This is a genomic window from Shinella sp. GW821-FHT10F02, from assembly GCF_058809275.1.
On the sequence record NZ_JBXASL010000009.1, the window covers coordinates 213836 to 228291 of the forward strand.

Annotated in this window: 12 protein-coding genes; 3 read left to right on the forward strand and 9 right to left on the reverse strand. The window is 66.2% G+C overall.

What is annotated here, in order from left to right:
- Window positions 1-285: 285 nt before the first annotated feature.
- On the forward strand, window positions 286-2205 hold the full coding sequence (locus tag AC1RWL_RS26625; protein ID WP_493096460.1) for a methyl-accepting chemotaxis protein: 1920 nt from the start codon (window positions 286-288) through the stop codon (window positions 2203-2205).
- Window positions 2206-2268: 63 nt separating this feature from the next.
- On the opposite strand, the gene AC1RWL_RS26630 is transcribed toward AC1RWL_RS26625, so the two are convergent.
- The 4 genes from AC1RWL_RS26630 to AC1RWL_RS26645 all read right to left on the reverse strand — a co-directional run bounded on the left by AC1RWL_RS26630 (window position 2269) and on the right by AC1RWL_RS26645 (window position 5504).
- Window positions 2269-3123 (reverse strand): anti-sigma factor family protein, encoded by an 855-nt coding sequence (locus AC1RWL_RS26630; protein WP_492646798.1) that lies wholly within the window; start codon window positions 3121-3123, stop codon window positions 2269-2271.
- Window positions 3124-3125: 2 nt separating this feature from the next.
- Window positions 3126-3644 (reverse strand): RNA polymerase sigma factor, encoded by a 519-nt coding sequence (locus AC1RWL_RS26635; protein ID WP_256117553.1) that lies wholly within the window; start codon window positions 3642-3644, stop codon window positions 3126-3128.
- Between the two features lie 194 nt (window positions 3645-3838).
- On the reverse strand, window positions 3839-4471 hold the full coding sequence (locus tag AC1RWL_RS26640) for a tetratricopeptide repeat protein (RefSeq protein WP_493096459.1): 633 nt from the start codon (window positions 4469-4471) through the stop codon (window positions 3839-3841).
- A gap of 130 nt (window positions 4472-4601) precedes the next feature.
- Window positions 4602-5504 (reverse strand): metallophosphoesterase family protein, encoded by a 903-nt coding sequence (locus tag AC1RWL_RS26645; protein WP_439616120.1) that lies wholly within the window; start codon window positions 5502-5504, stop codon window positions 4602-4604.
- A gap of 110 nt (window positions 5505-5614) precedes the next feature.
- Here AC1RWL_RS26645 and AC1RWL_RS26650 point away from each other — a divergent pair, with 110 nt between their 5' ends.
- The gene (locus AC1RWL_RS26650; protein WP_493096458.1) at window positions 5615-6118 is read left to right on the forward strand and encodes an NUDIX domain-containing protein; all 504 of its coding nucleotides are present in this window, start codon (window positions 5615-5617) and stop codon (window positions 6116-6118) included.
- Between the two features lie 2 nt (window positions 6119-6120).
- Here AC1RWL_RS26650 and AC1RWL_RS26655 read toward each other — a convergent pair whose 3' ends face one another.
- Window positions 6121-7107, reverse strand: a complete 987-nt coding sequence (locus tag AC1RWL_RS26655) for a glutathione S-transferase family protein (protein WP_493096457.1) — start codon at window positions 7105-7107, stop codon at window positions 6121-6123.
- Window positions 7108-7382: 275 nt separating this feature from the next.
- Between AC1RWL_RS26655 and AC1RWL_RS26660 the strand changes: the two genes are divergently transcribed.
- Complete coding sequence (locus tag AC1RWL_RS26660; RefSeq protein ID WP_493096636.1) at window positions 7383-7910, forward strand: GNAT family N-acetyltransferase; 528 nt, start codon at window positions 7383-7385, stop codon at window positions 7908-7910.
- Here AC1RWL_RS26660 and AC1RWL_RS26665 read toward each other — a convergent pair whose 3' ends face one another.
- The 4 genes from AC1RWL_RS26665 to AC1RWL_RS26680 form a co-directional block, all read right to left on the reverse strand.
- Window positions 7911-8447 carry a glyoxalase superfamily protein gene (locus tag AC1RWL_RS26665; RefSeq protein WP_493096456.1) on the reverse strand — a complete coding sequence of 179 codons (537 nt, stop codon included), beginning with the start codon at window positions 8445-8447 and terminating at the stop codon, window positions 7911-7913. It abuts the gene before it with no gap.
- A gap of 194 nt (window positions 8448-8641) precedes the next feature.
- Window positions 8642-10714, reverse strand: a complete 2073-nt coding sequence (locus tag AC1RWL_RS26670; RefSeq protein ID WP_493096455.1) for a hypothetical protein — start codon at window positions 10712-10714, stop codon at window positions 8642-8644.
- Window position 10715: 1 nt separating this feature from the next.
- A complete protein-coding gene (locus tag AC1RWL_RS26675) occupies window positions 10716-13526 on the reverse strand; it encodes a DUF4159 domain-containing protein (protein WP_493096454.1) in 2811 nt (936 codons plus the stop codon).
- Window positions 13523-14443 (reverse strand): DUF58 domain-containing protein, encoded by a 921-nt coding sequence (locus tag AC1RWL_RS26680; RefSeq protein WP_493096453.1) that lies wholly within the window; start codon window positions 14441-14443, stop codon window positions 13523-13525. The genes AC1RWL_RS26675 and AC1RWL_RS26680 overlap by 4 nt, the downstream gene beginning before the upstream one ends.
- Window positions 14444-14456 lie beyond the last annotated feature (13 nt).

The following is a 14456-nucleotide window of genomic DNA, read 5'->3' on the forward strand; positions in this document are numbered from 1 at the left end:
CCACAATCGAATGCGCCCCGGTCGCCTCGCGGCCGGGGTTTTTGTATCAGTACATTCTTAACTATCCTGTGAAATATTATAGTTCATAGCGAAAGGCTGCCTCGATCGATGAGGTGGCGGCAATGATTGCTTGATCGTGCAGCCGCCTTTGGCGGCCGATACCCATTGCGTACGCGGCGCGAAAAGCCGCAAATTTCTGCTTTTCATGACATTACGGAATGCCAGTCGCGACCCGGCTTATGGCTGGCCATTGTCGCGTGGCTACTCATCGGGGGAGATGTGACTATGGGCATGCGCTTCGGAATATCCGCCCGTCTCGGGCTAGGCTTCGGCTTTCTCGTCGTTTTGATGATGGTATTGACGTGGACATCGGTTTCGCAGGTCAACAGCATCAACCACGACCTTGGCCGCATCAACGATGTTAACAGCGTCAAGCAGCGCTTCGCGATCAACTATCGCGGCAGCGTGCACGACCGCGCCATCGCCATTCGTGACGTGGTTCTCGTCAGTTCGGACGACGAGCGCAAGGAGGCGATCGCGCTGATCGACAAGCTCGCCGCCACCTATGCCGAAAACGAGAAGAAGATGGCGGACATGGTGACGCCGCCCGATGGCGCGACCGCCGAGGAACGCACGATCCTCGCGGAAATCGCCGACATCCAGGCGAAGACCAATCCGCTCGTGGCCGAGATCATCGATCTGACCGCAAAGGGCGACGCGGCAAACGCCCACACTGTGCTGCTTGAAAAGGCCCGTCCGCTCTTCGTTTCGTGGCTCGGCGCCATCAACAAGTTCATCGACTACCAGGAGAACCTGAACAAGACGATCGGCGGCGACGTTCGCATGTCGGCGAGCGGCTTCGGGAACCTGGCGATGATCGAGCTTTCGGTCGCCGTCGTGCTGGCGCTCGCCGCCGCCTTCCTCGCGAGCCGCTCGATCACGCGCCCGGTCGGCCAGCTGCGTACCACGCTTGGCGCCATGGCCCGCGGCGAACTCGACAGCCAGTCGGTGACCGACGGCCGCAAGGACGAGATCGGCGACCTGGCGCGCGCCGTTGCCGAGGTTCGCGATGCGACCCGCGCCCGGGCTGACGAACGCTCGCGTGTCGATGCGGATCGCGCCGCCGCCGAACATGCCCGCATGAGCGCCGACGCGGATGCCCGCTCTATCCAGGCCTCGCGCACGGCGACCGCCGTCGGCGAGATCGGGCTCGCCCTCGAAGAGATGGCAAACGGCCGCCTCGACTACCGCATCACGCAGGGCTTCGACGCCGAACTCGATACGCTGCGCGTCAACTTCAACGCCTCGATCGGCAAGTTGCAGGAGACCGTCGAGGCGATCGGCCGCATTGCCGGCTCCATCGATGCCGGCGCCCGCGAGATCAGCGGCGCCACCAACGACCTCGCCCGCCGCACGGAGCAGCAGGCGGCGTCCGTCGAGGAGACGGCGGCGGCGCTGGACGAAATCTCGACGACGGTCGCCGACTCGACCAAGCGGGCGGAAGAGGCGGGCTCGCTCGTTGCCGAAACCCGCCGCAACGCGGAAAAATCCGGCGACGTCGTCGCCCAGGCCGTTGCCGCAATGGGCGAGATCGAGCGCTCGTCCACCGAGATCAACAACATCATCAGCGTGATCGACGACATCGCCTTCCAGACCAACCTGCTGGCGCTCAATGCAGGTGTCGAGGCGGCGCGCGCCGGCGAGGCGGGCAAGGGTTTTGCCGTCGTCGCACAGGAGGTCCGCGAACTGGCCCAGCGCTCCGCCACGGCGGCAAAGGAGATCAAGCAATTGATCAACAGTTCCGGCGAGCAGGTGCGCGCCGGCGTGTCCCTCGTCGGGCAGACCGGCACGGCGCTGACGGGCATCGTCTCCGGCGTGCAGGAGATCAACCGTCACGTCGTCTCGATCGTGGAGGCCGCCCGTGAGCAGGCGACCGCGCTGAAGGAGATCAACGCCGCCGTCAACAGCATGGACCAGTCGATCCAGCAGAACGCGGCGATGGTGGAAGAGACGTCCGCCGCCAGCCAGACGCTTGCAAGCGAATCGGTCTCGCTTTCGGGCTTGCTTGCGCAGTTCCGCGACGGCGGGCAGCGCCGCCCGGCGGCGGTCGCGTCGTCGCAGGCGCGGTCCGCCCCGGCACGACGTCCCGCACCGGCGTCGCATGGCAATGCGGCCCTCAAGACGAGCGAATGGGAAGACTTCTGATCGTTGCAGCAATCTGATCAAGCCGGCCAGATTCCAACGAATCCGGCCGGTTTCGTTTTGCCGTCAGATAGACGCGGACACGGTTTCCGCGAGCCGCTCCAGCCCCGGATCTGCCGAGGGGCCGACCACCACATAGGAGGCGTTGCCCTTCTGCCAGGAGACGAGGCCGATATCGTTGCGCATGCTCTCTGAGAGAGCAGTTGCGCTTCCGACCGGGTCGCTCTGCAGGAAGCAGATGGCGAAGATTTCGTTTTCGGCGTTGCGGTAGAGAAGCTGCGCTGTCGGCTTGCCGCCGGCGACCAGCAGGCGTGCGCCTTCGAACGTGAGGTTCTGGCCGGACAGGTCGGGCAGGGCAAAATTCACGCCGGTGCTGGCCGAAAGCCATTCGACGATATGGTCCTGCTCGCTCGCCGGCACTTCCACGAGATGGCGCGTCTGGCGCGAATAGATGCGGTGATAGTCGGCGATGTCGTCGAGCCAGGTGCGGGCAGGGGCGAACTGGGTGGAGGCGAGTTCCTGCGCGGCATCCCGCTGCTCGGAGACGAGGTAGCCGGCGGCACCGCCTGCAATGAACAGCGCCATCGAGGCGGCAAGCGCCTTCGGCCAGAACGGCGATTTTCTGCGCGGGGCGGCGGTGGCGACCGGAATGGCGGCGAAACCCGATTTCGGCGGTTCGTCCTCGGTCTTGCCGGCGTCCTTGATGTTGCGCACCAGATCGAGCGGGATCGGTTCCTGCAACAGCCTGTCGAAGGCGCGCGCACCGAATTCGCTGCCGAGCTTCAATTTCTCGTAGACGCCGCGCGCGTCGTCGTCCTCGGCGAGGATGGCGTTGATTTCGTCCACTTCCGAATCCGGAAGCTGGCCATCGAGATAGGCCGACAAGCGTACTTCGAGCGGGAGACCCTGTGTGCTTTCCACGATCAGGCCCTCCTTTCCATCTGTTCGGAGATCATGGCCGCAAGCCTGATGCGGGCCGCCGAAAGCCGGCTCATCACGGTGCCGATCGGTATCCCCAGGATATCCGCCGCCTCCCGGTAGCTATGGCCTTCCACATTCACCAGGAGGAAGACGCTCGAAAGGCCTTCCGGCATGGTCATGATCAACTTGTGCAACTGCTTGGCATAGACCGCCTTGTCCGCTGATGCCTCGACATGCAGGTTATCCTGCTCGGCAACATCTACCGTGCCGGACCCTGTGCGGACCTTTCGCTTGCGGATTTCGTCCACCCAGAGATTGCGCGTCATGGCATAAACCCAGCTTTCCAGCCGGCCTTCCCCGTTCCAGAGATGGCTTCGCGTGATGGCTCGCTCGCATGCCTCCTGTACGAGGTCGTCGGCATCGCTGCCGTTTCGCGTCAGTGTCATGGCGAAACGACGCAGCTTCGGCAGCAAATTGACCAATTCTCGTCGGAACTCATTCGATTCTGCCGTCGGACGCATTGCTTTTCCAAGGAAACGTTCGGGATCAAAACTCTATTCGCCCCCGGGTGGGCAGCGAGTGTCTGATATGAAACATTCTTCCTAAGCTCTGCAAGCATGAACGGCAACCCGGAGCGCAGTTTCCTGCGTTCCCTCAACGATTGATCTTTTGTTGGCCGGCGCCGTCCCGTTTTCGGACGGCGCGGCCAGCGATGTCAGTAAGTGGTGCGCTCGCCACCGAGCGACTGGAGCAGGGCGCGGTAAGCCCAGGTGTTCTCGCCGCCGCGATCGCGGATTTCGACGAGCTGGACGCGGGCACCCTCGATATCACCCTGCTCGATCAGGGCCTGGCCCATATAGGAGCGGGCGAGAATGTAGTTCTCGTCCTTCTGCAGCGCCCGCTTGTAATAGGTCATGCCGAGCTGCATGTCGCCGAGCTTGCGGGTGTTGTAGCCCATGTAGTTGAGAATGCGCGGGTCTTCCTGGTTGGAAGCGGCGCGCAGCGCGCGAAGCGCGTTCTCGTACTGGCCGGCATAGGCGAATTCGCGGGCCGCCTCATAGAGCTTGTTGTCGATATCGATCTGGCTCTTCTTCTCTTCGCCTTCCGGCGGCTTTTCCTCGGCCGGCGTGCCTTCGGTCGGCGTCACTTCCGCCGGCTTCAGGTCCTCGGGCGCGACGCATTCCTTCTTTTCCTCGTTCCAGATCTTGCCGTCCGTGCAGGTGGTCGTCGTTTCGGTGGCGACCGGCGGCGTCGTGGTGTCGGAATCCGCCGCGCGGGCGGCGGCAAGCGCCGTCAGCGAGACGGCGGCGCAGAATGAAAGCAGCATGGTGTGGCGAAGCATTGTCATGGGTTCCCCTCTCTATCGGATCGTCTGCCGGGCGCTGGCCGTCTCGTTTTGACCTGCCTTGCAGCATATCGCAGGCAGGTCTCTCTGAGGAGTTGTTACGGATGGCGGGAGGGATTTATTCGGCCTCGCTTTAGAAACGCGTCGTCTCGGCGAGCGTCAGCGCAAGGCCGTCCTGGGTCAGCGCGTAGCGCTCGCGCATGACGTTCCAGTTCCCCGGTGCGCCGGAAATCGAGAAGAGATTGTAGCCGGCCGGCGGCTTGTGGCCGCCCGGTCCCTGCGAGGCGGATGCGATGCCAACGACCGGCACCTGCTTCGTCTGGCCGGGCAGCCAGTGCACGGTGTTGAGATGGGTATGGCCGTGCAGCACGAGCTCCGCGCCGCCGGTGGAGATGGTGGCGGCGAAGCGGCGGATGCCGATCATGCGCTTGTGGAAGGAGGTGGCGCCGCGGATCGGCGGATGGTGGATCATCACGACGCGGAAGAGGCCCGCTTCACCCGCCGCGCGCAGCATGTTGACCGCCTCGCGCGCCTGCCGGCTGCCGAAATAGCCCGATGCGGAAAAGGGCGGCGTCGCCACCGCCGTCGAGCAGCCGATGATCGCCACCTGGCCGCGCACGCGCAGATAGGGGAAGACGTGCACGTCCTCTTCCCATTCGGCCGGGGCCGCGTCGCCGCGCATGTAGGGATACCAGGCGCGCGTCGATTTCTCGTAGGCGCCGCGCACATAGGCGTCGTGGTTGCCCGGCACGACCGAGACGTGCTCCGGCGTGCCCGCTTCCGGCAGCCATTTCTTCACGGCCGCGATTTCCAGCGAAGAGGCAAGGTTCACCAGGTCGCCGGTGATTGCCAGATGGTCCGGATCGCGCCGCTCGATATCGTCAAGCACCAGGTCGAGCGTGTTGGTGAACAGGTGCCGGCGGCGGTTGCGGTGCCAGTTGACGAAGCCGGTGATGCGCTTGGAAAACAGCTCCAGGAACGTCAGGGCGGGCAGAGGCCCAAGATGGACGTCCGATATATGGGCAAGTCTGAACATACCTTTCCTTAGAGCATAAGGCCGTTAAGGGAAACGCAAGGCGTGGATATTCGCGACGCTTTGACGCTGCAAGACTTGATTTGGCCCAAAGGTTCCGGCGAAGTGCCAGAATGGAACACGACACGCCGACGAGCACCACGCCGCCGACCCGCCGCCTGCTGGCGCGGCTGGTGACGCGCATGGCGCATGGTTACTTCGCGCTTGCCCGCGGCATGACGATGGGCGTGCGCGCCGCCTGTTTCGACGAGGCCGGCCGCGTCTTCCTGGTGCGCCACAGCTACGTGCCGGGCTGGCACCTGCCGGGTGGCGGCATCGAGCGCGGCGAGACGGCGCTGGAGGCGCTGGAGAAGGAAATGCGCGAGGAGGGCAACCTCGCCCTCGGCGCGCCGCCGGCGCTCGTGCACGTCTATTTCAACCGGCAGACCAGCCGGCGCGACCATGTGCTGCTCTACCGCTGCGACGGCGTCACGCAGACGGCGGCGCGCCTCAAGGACCGCGAGATCGTCGAGGCGGGCTTCTTTGCGCTCGATGCGCTGCCGGTCGCCACCACGCTCGCCACGAGCCGGCGGCTGGAGGAACTCGCCGGCCGGGCGCCGTTTGCGGATTTCTGGTAGCGTCAGGCGGCCTTGAGTTGCTCCCGCCCATGTGGCGCGTCGAGGTCGATCTCCTGGCCGACCGGCACGATGCCCGTCGGGTTGATCGTCGTGTGGGAGCGGTAATAGTGCTCCTTGATATGGCGCATGTTCACCGTCCCGGCGATACCGGGCACCTGGTAAAGCTCGCGCAAATAGCCTGAAAGGTTCGGATAATCGGCGATGCGGCGGATGTTGCACTTGAAGTGGCCGACATAGACCGGATCGAAGCGCACCAGCGTGGTGAAGAGCCGCCAGTCGGCCTCGGTGATGCAATCTCCGGTGAGGTAGCGGTTTTTGGAAAGCCGCGTTTCCAGCCCATCCAGCGTCTCGAAGATCTTTACGACAGCGTCGTCATAGGCGGCCTGCGTCGTCGCAAAGCCGGCCTTGTAGACGCCGTTGTTGACGCTGTCGTAGATCGTGTCGTTCAGCGCATCGATCTCCGCGCGCAGGTCTTGCGGATAAAAGTCGTCGCGCGAACCGGTAATACCATCGAAGGCGGTGTTGAACATGCGGATGATCTCGGCCGATTCGTTCGAGACCATGCGGTTCTGCTTCTTGTCCCACAGGACGGGCACGGTGACGCGGCCGGAATAATGCGGATCGGCCTTCTGGTAGACCTCGTAGAGGGCGGACGCGCCGAACAGCGGATCGAGCGTGCCACCGTTCTCGCCCTTGAACTCCCAGCCCTTGGCCAACATCAGCGGATCGACGACGGAGACGGTGATCAGGTCCTCCAGCTTTTTCAGCTTGCGGAAGATCAGCGTGCGGTGCGCCCAGGGGCAGGCATAGGAGACGTAGAGGTGGTAGCGGCCGGCCTCCGCCGCAAAACCGCCTTCGCCAGACGGGCCGGGCGCGCCATCCGGCGTGATCCAGTTGCGGAACTGCGAGGCGGCGCGCTCGAAACGGCCCTTCGTCGCCTTTGTATCGTACCAGACGTCGTGCCAGACGCCGTCCACCAGCATGCCCATGATCGTTCCTTCCGCTTTGTCACTCGCTTTTAGATAGCGCACGGGCGGGGCGTGGATAGGCGCATTTTGATGAACAGTGCGTTTTGCTCTTTGACAAGCGGCGATTTTCTGCTATCCGCGCTGGTCAGGACCGGCGCGATTGGCCGGCGAGGAAGTTGAGCGAATGTTCTACCCGGGAAGCCCACGACGACGCTGATGCCCCCGCACGCACCCCTCGACGGTGCGCGATCACCCGCATCCACAGCTTCGCATACGGTTTCTCGCTTCCCATGAACATGCTCAAGCACGATCTCGTCTACCTGACGGAAGATGCGTCCCACGACGCGGCCATCGAACACATCAACGAAGAAGCCTTCGGCCCCGGCCGGCATGTGCGCGCCGCTGCCCGCATCCGCGAGCAGGGCCCGCACGACCTCTCGCTCTCCTTCATCTGCACCGATGACGGCGAGACGATCGCCTCCGTGCGCATGACGCCGGTTATGGCCGGCGGCGTGAAGGGCCACCTGCTCGGCCCGCTCGCCGTGCGCCCCTCCCACAAGAACCAGGGCATCGGCCGCGAACTGCTGCGCATCGCCTGCGCCGCCGCCAAGCGCAAGGGCTCGGAAGCGGTCGTCCTCGTCGGCGATCCGCCCTATTACGGCCCGCTCGGCTTCGAGAAGGTCGCGTGGAACGCGCTGACATTTCCGGGGCCGGTCGATCCGGCGCGGGTGCTGGTCATGCCGTTTGCGGCGGATACGCATGAACGGCTGAAGGGCGTCATCGCCTGGCGGTGCGACGAGGGGCAAGCCCCTCGTCGGGATTGATCAGTCCTTCAATTCCATGAAGCGGATGCGGTTCTGGAAGGGGTCGGTCACCGTTACCTCCCACCGCGAGCCTTCGTCCTCCAGCCCCGGTTTCATGTAGCGGTAGTCCTTGCCGATCAGCTCCTTCTGGAAGCCGCGGATGCCCTTCATGTAGACGACCATGTTGCCGCCCGGCGTGGCGTCGCCCGCATGTTCGGAAAGGTGCAGCCGCAGGCCGGCGCGCGAAACCTGCGTGTAGAGCGGGAAATTGTCGCCGTAGCGGTGCTCCCAGTCGACGGAAAAACCGAGGAAGCCAAGGTAGAATTCATGCGCCTTCGCCACGTCGAAGATGCGCACGATCGGCACGGCCTGCTCGAATTGCGGGCCGCCGACCGCCGGTTTGGCCTCGATCTTCGCGGACAGGATGTTCCAGGTCTCGACGCCGAACTGGCGGGCGACGATTTCCAACGCTTCGCTGTGGGTGATCTCGATCGTGCGGGCGGCGAGCGTCTCCCGCAGGGTTTTTGCCATGGTCTTGGCATCGCGATAGTCGCGCATATCCGTTCCTCATCTCCGGCGAAGTCTTCGTCAGTGCCCGCATTGCCGACGCCTTCGCCCAGCGATGAACGGTGGAGAAAGGTTTTCTGGGGAGGCGTTCGCCATGCCTTGGAAAGGCGCGGGTCTGCCGGCCGCCTCCGGCCGTGCGGCCAGACTAGCCGAATGGGTGATGCGACGCCAGATGGAAAAGGCAGCTAGCGCCCTTCGCGATACCAGGTGGCGGAGAAGGCGAGCAGCAGCAGGCCGACGCCGGCAAAACCGGCAAAGAGCGGCAGCGAGTTGATGCCCTTCAGCACCGTTTCGTCCGTCATGCGCAGCGATAGGCGGTTTGCATCCGCTGTGCGCACCTGGCCGGTGACCGGCAAGAGCGGCGGCAGCGAGATGGCGTCGCCATTCTCGTCGACGAGGCGGCGCACGGTGCCCTTGGTGGCGTCGGCGAGCGGCTTCAGCGTCTCCGTCGTCGAGATCGTCGCCTTGAACTCGGGCGCATCCACCGCGCCGACATGCACGAGTGCGCTCAGGTCGTCATTGGTGATCTCGTAGAGGCCCGTCTCGGTGGTCGGCACTTCGGCGCGGTAGAGGCCGGGCTCGGCTTCGGTCAGCGCCACCTGTTGTGTGGCGCCGGAGGGCAGCTTCAGCGTCGCCTCACCGGGCGCATCGCCGATCGTCTGGCGGTTGATCTGCAAGGTGCGGCCGAAAGTCCGCGCTGTCAGCGCTTCTTCTTCCAGCGCCGGCTCCTGCATCAGCCAGTGGGCGGTGCGGCGATAGAGCGAGACATGCGGTCCGCCACCTTCGAAGCCGCGCGCCCAGAGCCAGCCCTGGTCGGAGAGCAGCATGGCGACGCGGCCCTTGCCGGCGCGGTTCAGAACGAGCAGCGGCTTGCCCTCGTTCGCCTCCATCACGACGTTGCCCTCGGGGCGCTGCACGTCGACGGTGCGGAACCAGCGGCCCCAGCGCGGCGGCTCTTCGCCGGCCCCTTCGAGGCCGCGGGTGACGGGATGCTTGCGGCCCTGTTCGGACAGGCGCGGATAGAAGGCCGCCTCGTTCATCGAGCCGGTCGGGTTGGCCGGCAGCACGACGGACAGCGGCGTGCTGGCGATCGAATCATTGCCCGCATGTTCCGGCCCCGCCGCGATCAGCAGCGCGCCGCCGTTTTCGACATATTGCGCGATGTTGTCGTAGTAGAGGATCGGCAGCACGCCGCGGTGCTGGTAGCGGTCGAAGATGATCAGGTCGAACTCGTTGATCTTGTCGACGAAGAGTTCGCGTGTCGGGAAGGCGATCAGCGACAGTTCGTTGATCGGCGTGCCGTCCTGCTTTTCCGGCGGCCGCAAAATCGTGAAGTGCACGAGGTCGATGGCGGTGTCGGACTTCAGCAGGTTGCGCCAGGCGCGCTCGCCGGCATGCGGCTCGCCGGAGACCAGCAGCACGCGCAGGTTCTCGCGGATGCCCTCGATGACATGGACCGCGCGGTTGTTTGCCGTGGTGATCTCGCCCTCGACGGGCGCGACCTCGAATTCCAGAATGTTGTTGCCGCCGCGCGGCACGGTGAAGCCGAGCGGCTGCTCGGTGCCCGGCTCGGCGATCTCAGAGGCGATCTCGTTGCCGTTGAGGCGCACGGTTACGCGGGCGGCCGCATCCGTGCCGGCGCCGTCGTCCACCACGCGGAATTTCAGTTCCTGCGGCTCGCCGACGATGCCGAAGCGCGGGGCGCTGACCACCTCGATGCGGCGGTCGAATTCATCCGGCCGGCCGGTGATCAGCCCATGGATCGGTGCGTCGAAGCCGGAAAAGGCGGAGGCCTCCGGAATGTCGTGCACCTGGCCGTCGGTGATCAGGATCGCGCCGCCGACGCGCGAGCGCGGCACGTCGGCGATGGCCGCGTTGAGGGCGTCGAACAGGCGCGTCGAGGGCGTGTCGGACGTGCCGTCGTCTCCCGCCTCCACGATGCGCGGCTCGATGCGGGGATAGCGCGCAAAGCGCTCCTTGAGCCCTTCCAGCGCGGCATTGGTCGCGGCGGTGCGCACCTCGCTGTCCTGGCTCTGGCTGCGGTCGACGATGACGGGCACGACGGTCGACAGCGCCTCGCGGTCCTCCTGCAGGAAGACCGGGTTGGCGAGGGCCAGCACCAGCAGCGCCAGCGCGACCGCGCGCACGAAGGAACCGCGCAGGCCCCGCCAGAAGCCGAGTGCGGCCAGCGCCACGCCGGCCAGCGCGATCAAGGCGATGGCGATCCAGGGCAGGAAGGGGGAGAACTGGATGGTCATGTCATTGTCCCAGCCGTTCGAGGAGGGCGGGCACGTGCACCTGGTCCGCCTTGTAGTTGCCGGTGAGCATGTACATCATGATGTTGACGCCGGAGCGGAAGGCGTGGTCGCGCTGCACCTCGTCCGGCGGCACCGTCGGCAGGAGCGCCATGCCATTGGCGTCGATCGCCCAGGCGCCGGCAAAGTCGTTGCCGGTGATCATGATCGGCGAGACGCCGTCGCCGGCGCGTGCCGGGCGGGTCGGGTCTTCGGCGCGGTCGAGCTCCGCCTCGATCCACAGCGGGCTTCCGGCATAACGGCCCGGGAAATTCGCAAGCAGATAAAAGGCTTTGGTCAGGACGTGATCGGCCGGCACCGGCTCCAGCGGCGGAATGTCGAGATTGGCGAGGATCGCCTGGAGGCGCTCGGTGTTCGGGCTCGTCGCCGTGTCGTTGAGCGAGACGAACTGGTCGCGGGTATCGAACAGCACCGTTCCGCCATTGCGCATATAGGCGTCGATGCGGCTGATCGCTGCGCTCGACGGCATCGCGGCCGTGGCGCTCACCGGCCAGTAGATGATCGGGTAGAGCGAGAGCTCGTCCTTGGAAATATCGACGCCGACCGGCTGGCCGGGCTCCAGCGTCGTGCGGTAGGTGAGGAATTCCGTGAGGCCGGCAAGGCCGCGCTCGGAAATCCGGTCCACCTCGCCCTCGCCGGTGACGACATAGGCGAGATGCGTCGTGTCGAGCCGCGACAGGATCGCCTCGTCGCCGGGCTTGGCATCGTCCGCCCGGCTTTCCGAGGGAAGCGCCAGGAGGGCGGTGGCAAAGAGCGCCAGCAGCAGGGCGGCGGTGACGCCGCGCGTCGGCCGGCGGCGGACGGCGGCCGCGAAGGCGCCGCCGATGAAGAGCACGATGGCGCAGTCGGCCAGGAGCAGCAGGGCTGCGAGCGTGAAGAGATGCGGTTTCAGCGACCAAGTCTCCCTGCCGGCCAGCGGCTCGCGCAGGACCGACGTGCCCTCGGCGACCATGAGCGGGCGGATTTCGTGGCCCGGCGGGAAGAGGTTGTGCGCGACATAACCGTCCTCCGTGCCATAGAGGCCGGGCGGGTTGTCGAAGCTTGCGATCCGGCGCGTTCCGTCGCCGGTGGCGAGTGGTTTGGCCTCGCCGGTGGCGGCGGCGAGCGTGCCGTTCGCGGTCATCAGGCGGTAGGGCGGCAGGCCGGGGCTTTGTTCGCCATCGCTTGTCGAGACGCCGCCGCCGCGCGAAAGCTGCACGGTGCGGCGGAGCATTTCGACGAAATCGCCGGAGAGCGGCAGGTTGGACCAGCCGGTTTCGGCGCTGATGTGGAACAGCACGAGGCGGCCGGAACCGAGCGGGCCGGTCGTCACCAGCGGCGTGCCGTCGGCGAGGCTTGCCCAGGTGCGCTCGGCAAGGTCCGGCGTCGGTTCGGCGAGCACCTGACGCTTGATGAGAATGTTGTCGGGCGCGCGCATGCCGAAGAACGGGCTGTTTTGCGGATAGGCGGAAAGCGGCTGCGGCTCCGACCAGGACAGCGCGCCGCCGAGCGCGCGTTCGCCCTTGCGCAGCAGCACCGGCACCAGCGGATCGTCGGCCGGGGCGGCGGCGAGGCGCGGGCCGGCAAAGCGGATCAGCATGCCGCCCGCCTCGATCCAGCGGCGAACCTCGCCCTGCGCATCCTCCGGCAAGCGGCCGATATCGGCCATGATCAGCACGGACGGGTTCTGTTCGAGCAGTTCGGGGATGGCCACCGAAAGGTCGGCGACGCTCGGCTCCAGCAGGTCGGCATAGGGGGCGAGCGCGCGGTTGATATAGTGCAGCGGCGAGAGCAGCGGCTGGCTTGCATCCACCACCTCGCCGGAGAGGAAGGCGACGCGGCGGCGGCGGAAACCATCGTCGAGCAGGTAGGTGCCGCCGGCATTGGCGAGCCCGTCGATCGTCACGCGGGCGAAATCGTTGCGCAGTTCGAAGGGCGCGGTGATCGTGCCCGTGGTGGTCGTGCTGCCGGCTGCGAAATCGGCCGTGCCTGTCGCAATCGGCCGGCCGCGCGAATCATGCGCGGTCAGCGACAGGCTCTGCGCCGCGCCGCCCTCAAGCCGGGTGAGTGTCAGGGAGAGTGCGTCCGCGCCGTTCGTGGCGGCGGTGATGGCGACGGCGGAGGCGCCGTCGCCCTGGATCACGCGAAACTCAGCGGGGGAAAGCGCTTGCAGGGCGGCGACCGTCTCGTCGGTCTCGCCGGTGGCCATGCCGTCGCTGATGAAGGCGATGGTGCCCGGTGCGGTGCCATCGAGCGCGGTGCTGAGCGATGCGACGGCGGTGGCGCGGTCGGAGGGCAGCGGGCGGGGTTCGGCGGCGGCGAGGCGGTTGCGGGCGGTCGCGGCATCGACCGGCACGGCGTCGTGCTGGCGGTCGGCGGTCAGCACCAGCGAGATCGGCACGTCGCGGCTTTCCGCATCGTCGATCAGCGTCGATGCGGTATCGACGCGGCGCTGCCAGTCGGTGGCGGAGGCCCAGCTATTGTCGACCACGAGCACCAGCGGGCCGCTGCTCGCCAGCGTGTTGGTGCGCGGGTTGAAGACCGGGTCGGCGATGGCGAAGATGATGGCGGCGGCCATCAGCATGCGCAGCAGCGTCAGCCACCAGGGGCTCTGCGCCGGCGTTTCCTCGCGCTTCATGATGGAAGCGAGGATGGCGAAGGGCGGGAAGACCTCGACGAGGGGTTTTGGCGGCGTCAGGCGCAGCAGCCACCAGATGACGGGCAGCAGCACCAGCGTCGTCAGCACGGCGGGAAAGGCGAAGGCGAAAGCGCTCATCGGCCGCGGCCCTCCGTCTTCATCGCCGGCATGCCGGAGAGATACATGTGCACGGCGACCAGCGCCTCGGAGGCGAGCCGGTCGGTGCGGTGCGGCACGAAACTCCAGCCGAGATGGCGCAGATTGTCGGCCAGCGCCTCGCGGCGCGCGACATAGGCGCGGGCATACTCGTCCTTCAGCGTTTCCGCACGGCCTGCGGTGAGCTTCTGGCCGGATTCCGGATCGGTGAATTCGGTGCGGCCGACATAGGGGAACACTTCTTCCGCCGGATCGGCGATCTCGACGACATGGCCGCGCAGGCCGCGGCGGGCGAGCGGCCCGAGCCGGTCCATCACATCCTCGACGGGATCGAGAAAATCGCCGATCAGCACGATGTCGCTGCTGCCGCGGATCATACTGGTATCCGGCAAGCCGCCGGTCGCGGCGTTGTGCATGAGGGCGGTGGCGAGGCGTTCGGCGGCGTTGCGCGCGGCGATCGGCTCCATGATGCCGGGGCAGCCGATGCGCTCGCCGGAGCGGGCGAGGATTTCGGCGAGCGCCAGCAGTAGGACGAGCGCGCGGCTCTCCTTCGAGACACTGCCGAAGGTGGATTTATACATCATCGATGGCGAGAGATCGGCCCAGATCCAGACGGTGTGGGCAGCCTCCCATTCGCGGTCGCGCACATAGGTATGGTCGTCGCGCGCCGAGCGGCGCCAGTCGATGCGCGACAGGCTTTCGCCGTCGACATAGGGGCGGAACTGCCAGAAATTCTCGCCAATGCCGCGCTTGCGGCGGCCGTGCCAGCCGGCGATGACGGTGTTGGCGAGGCGCTGCGCCTCGACCATGCAATCGGGAATGAGGGCAGCCCGGGCCTGTGCCCGCGAGAGCACCTCGCGGTTCGGGGTCGGTTGGACGATCTGGCCGACGGACGCCATGCTCTTTGCTCCG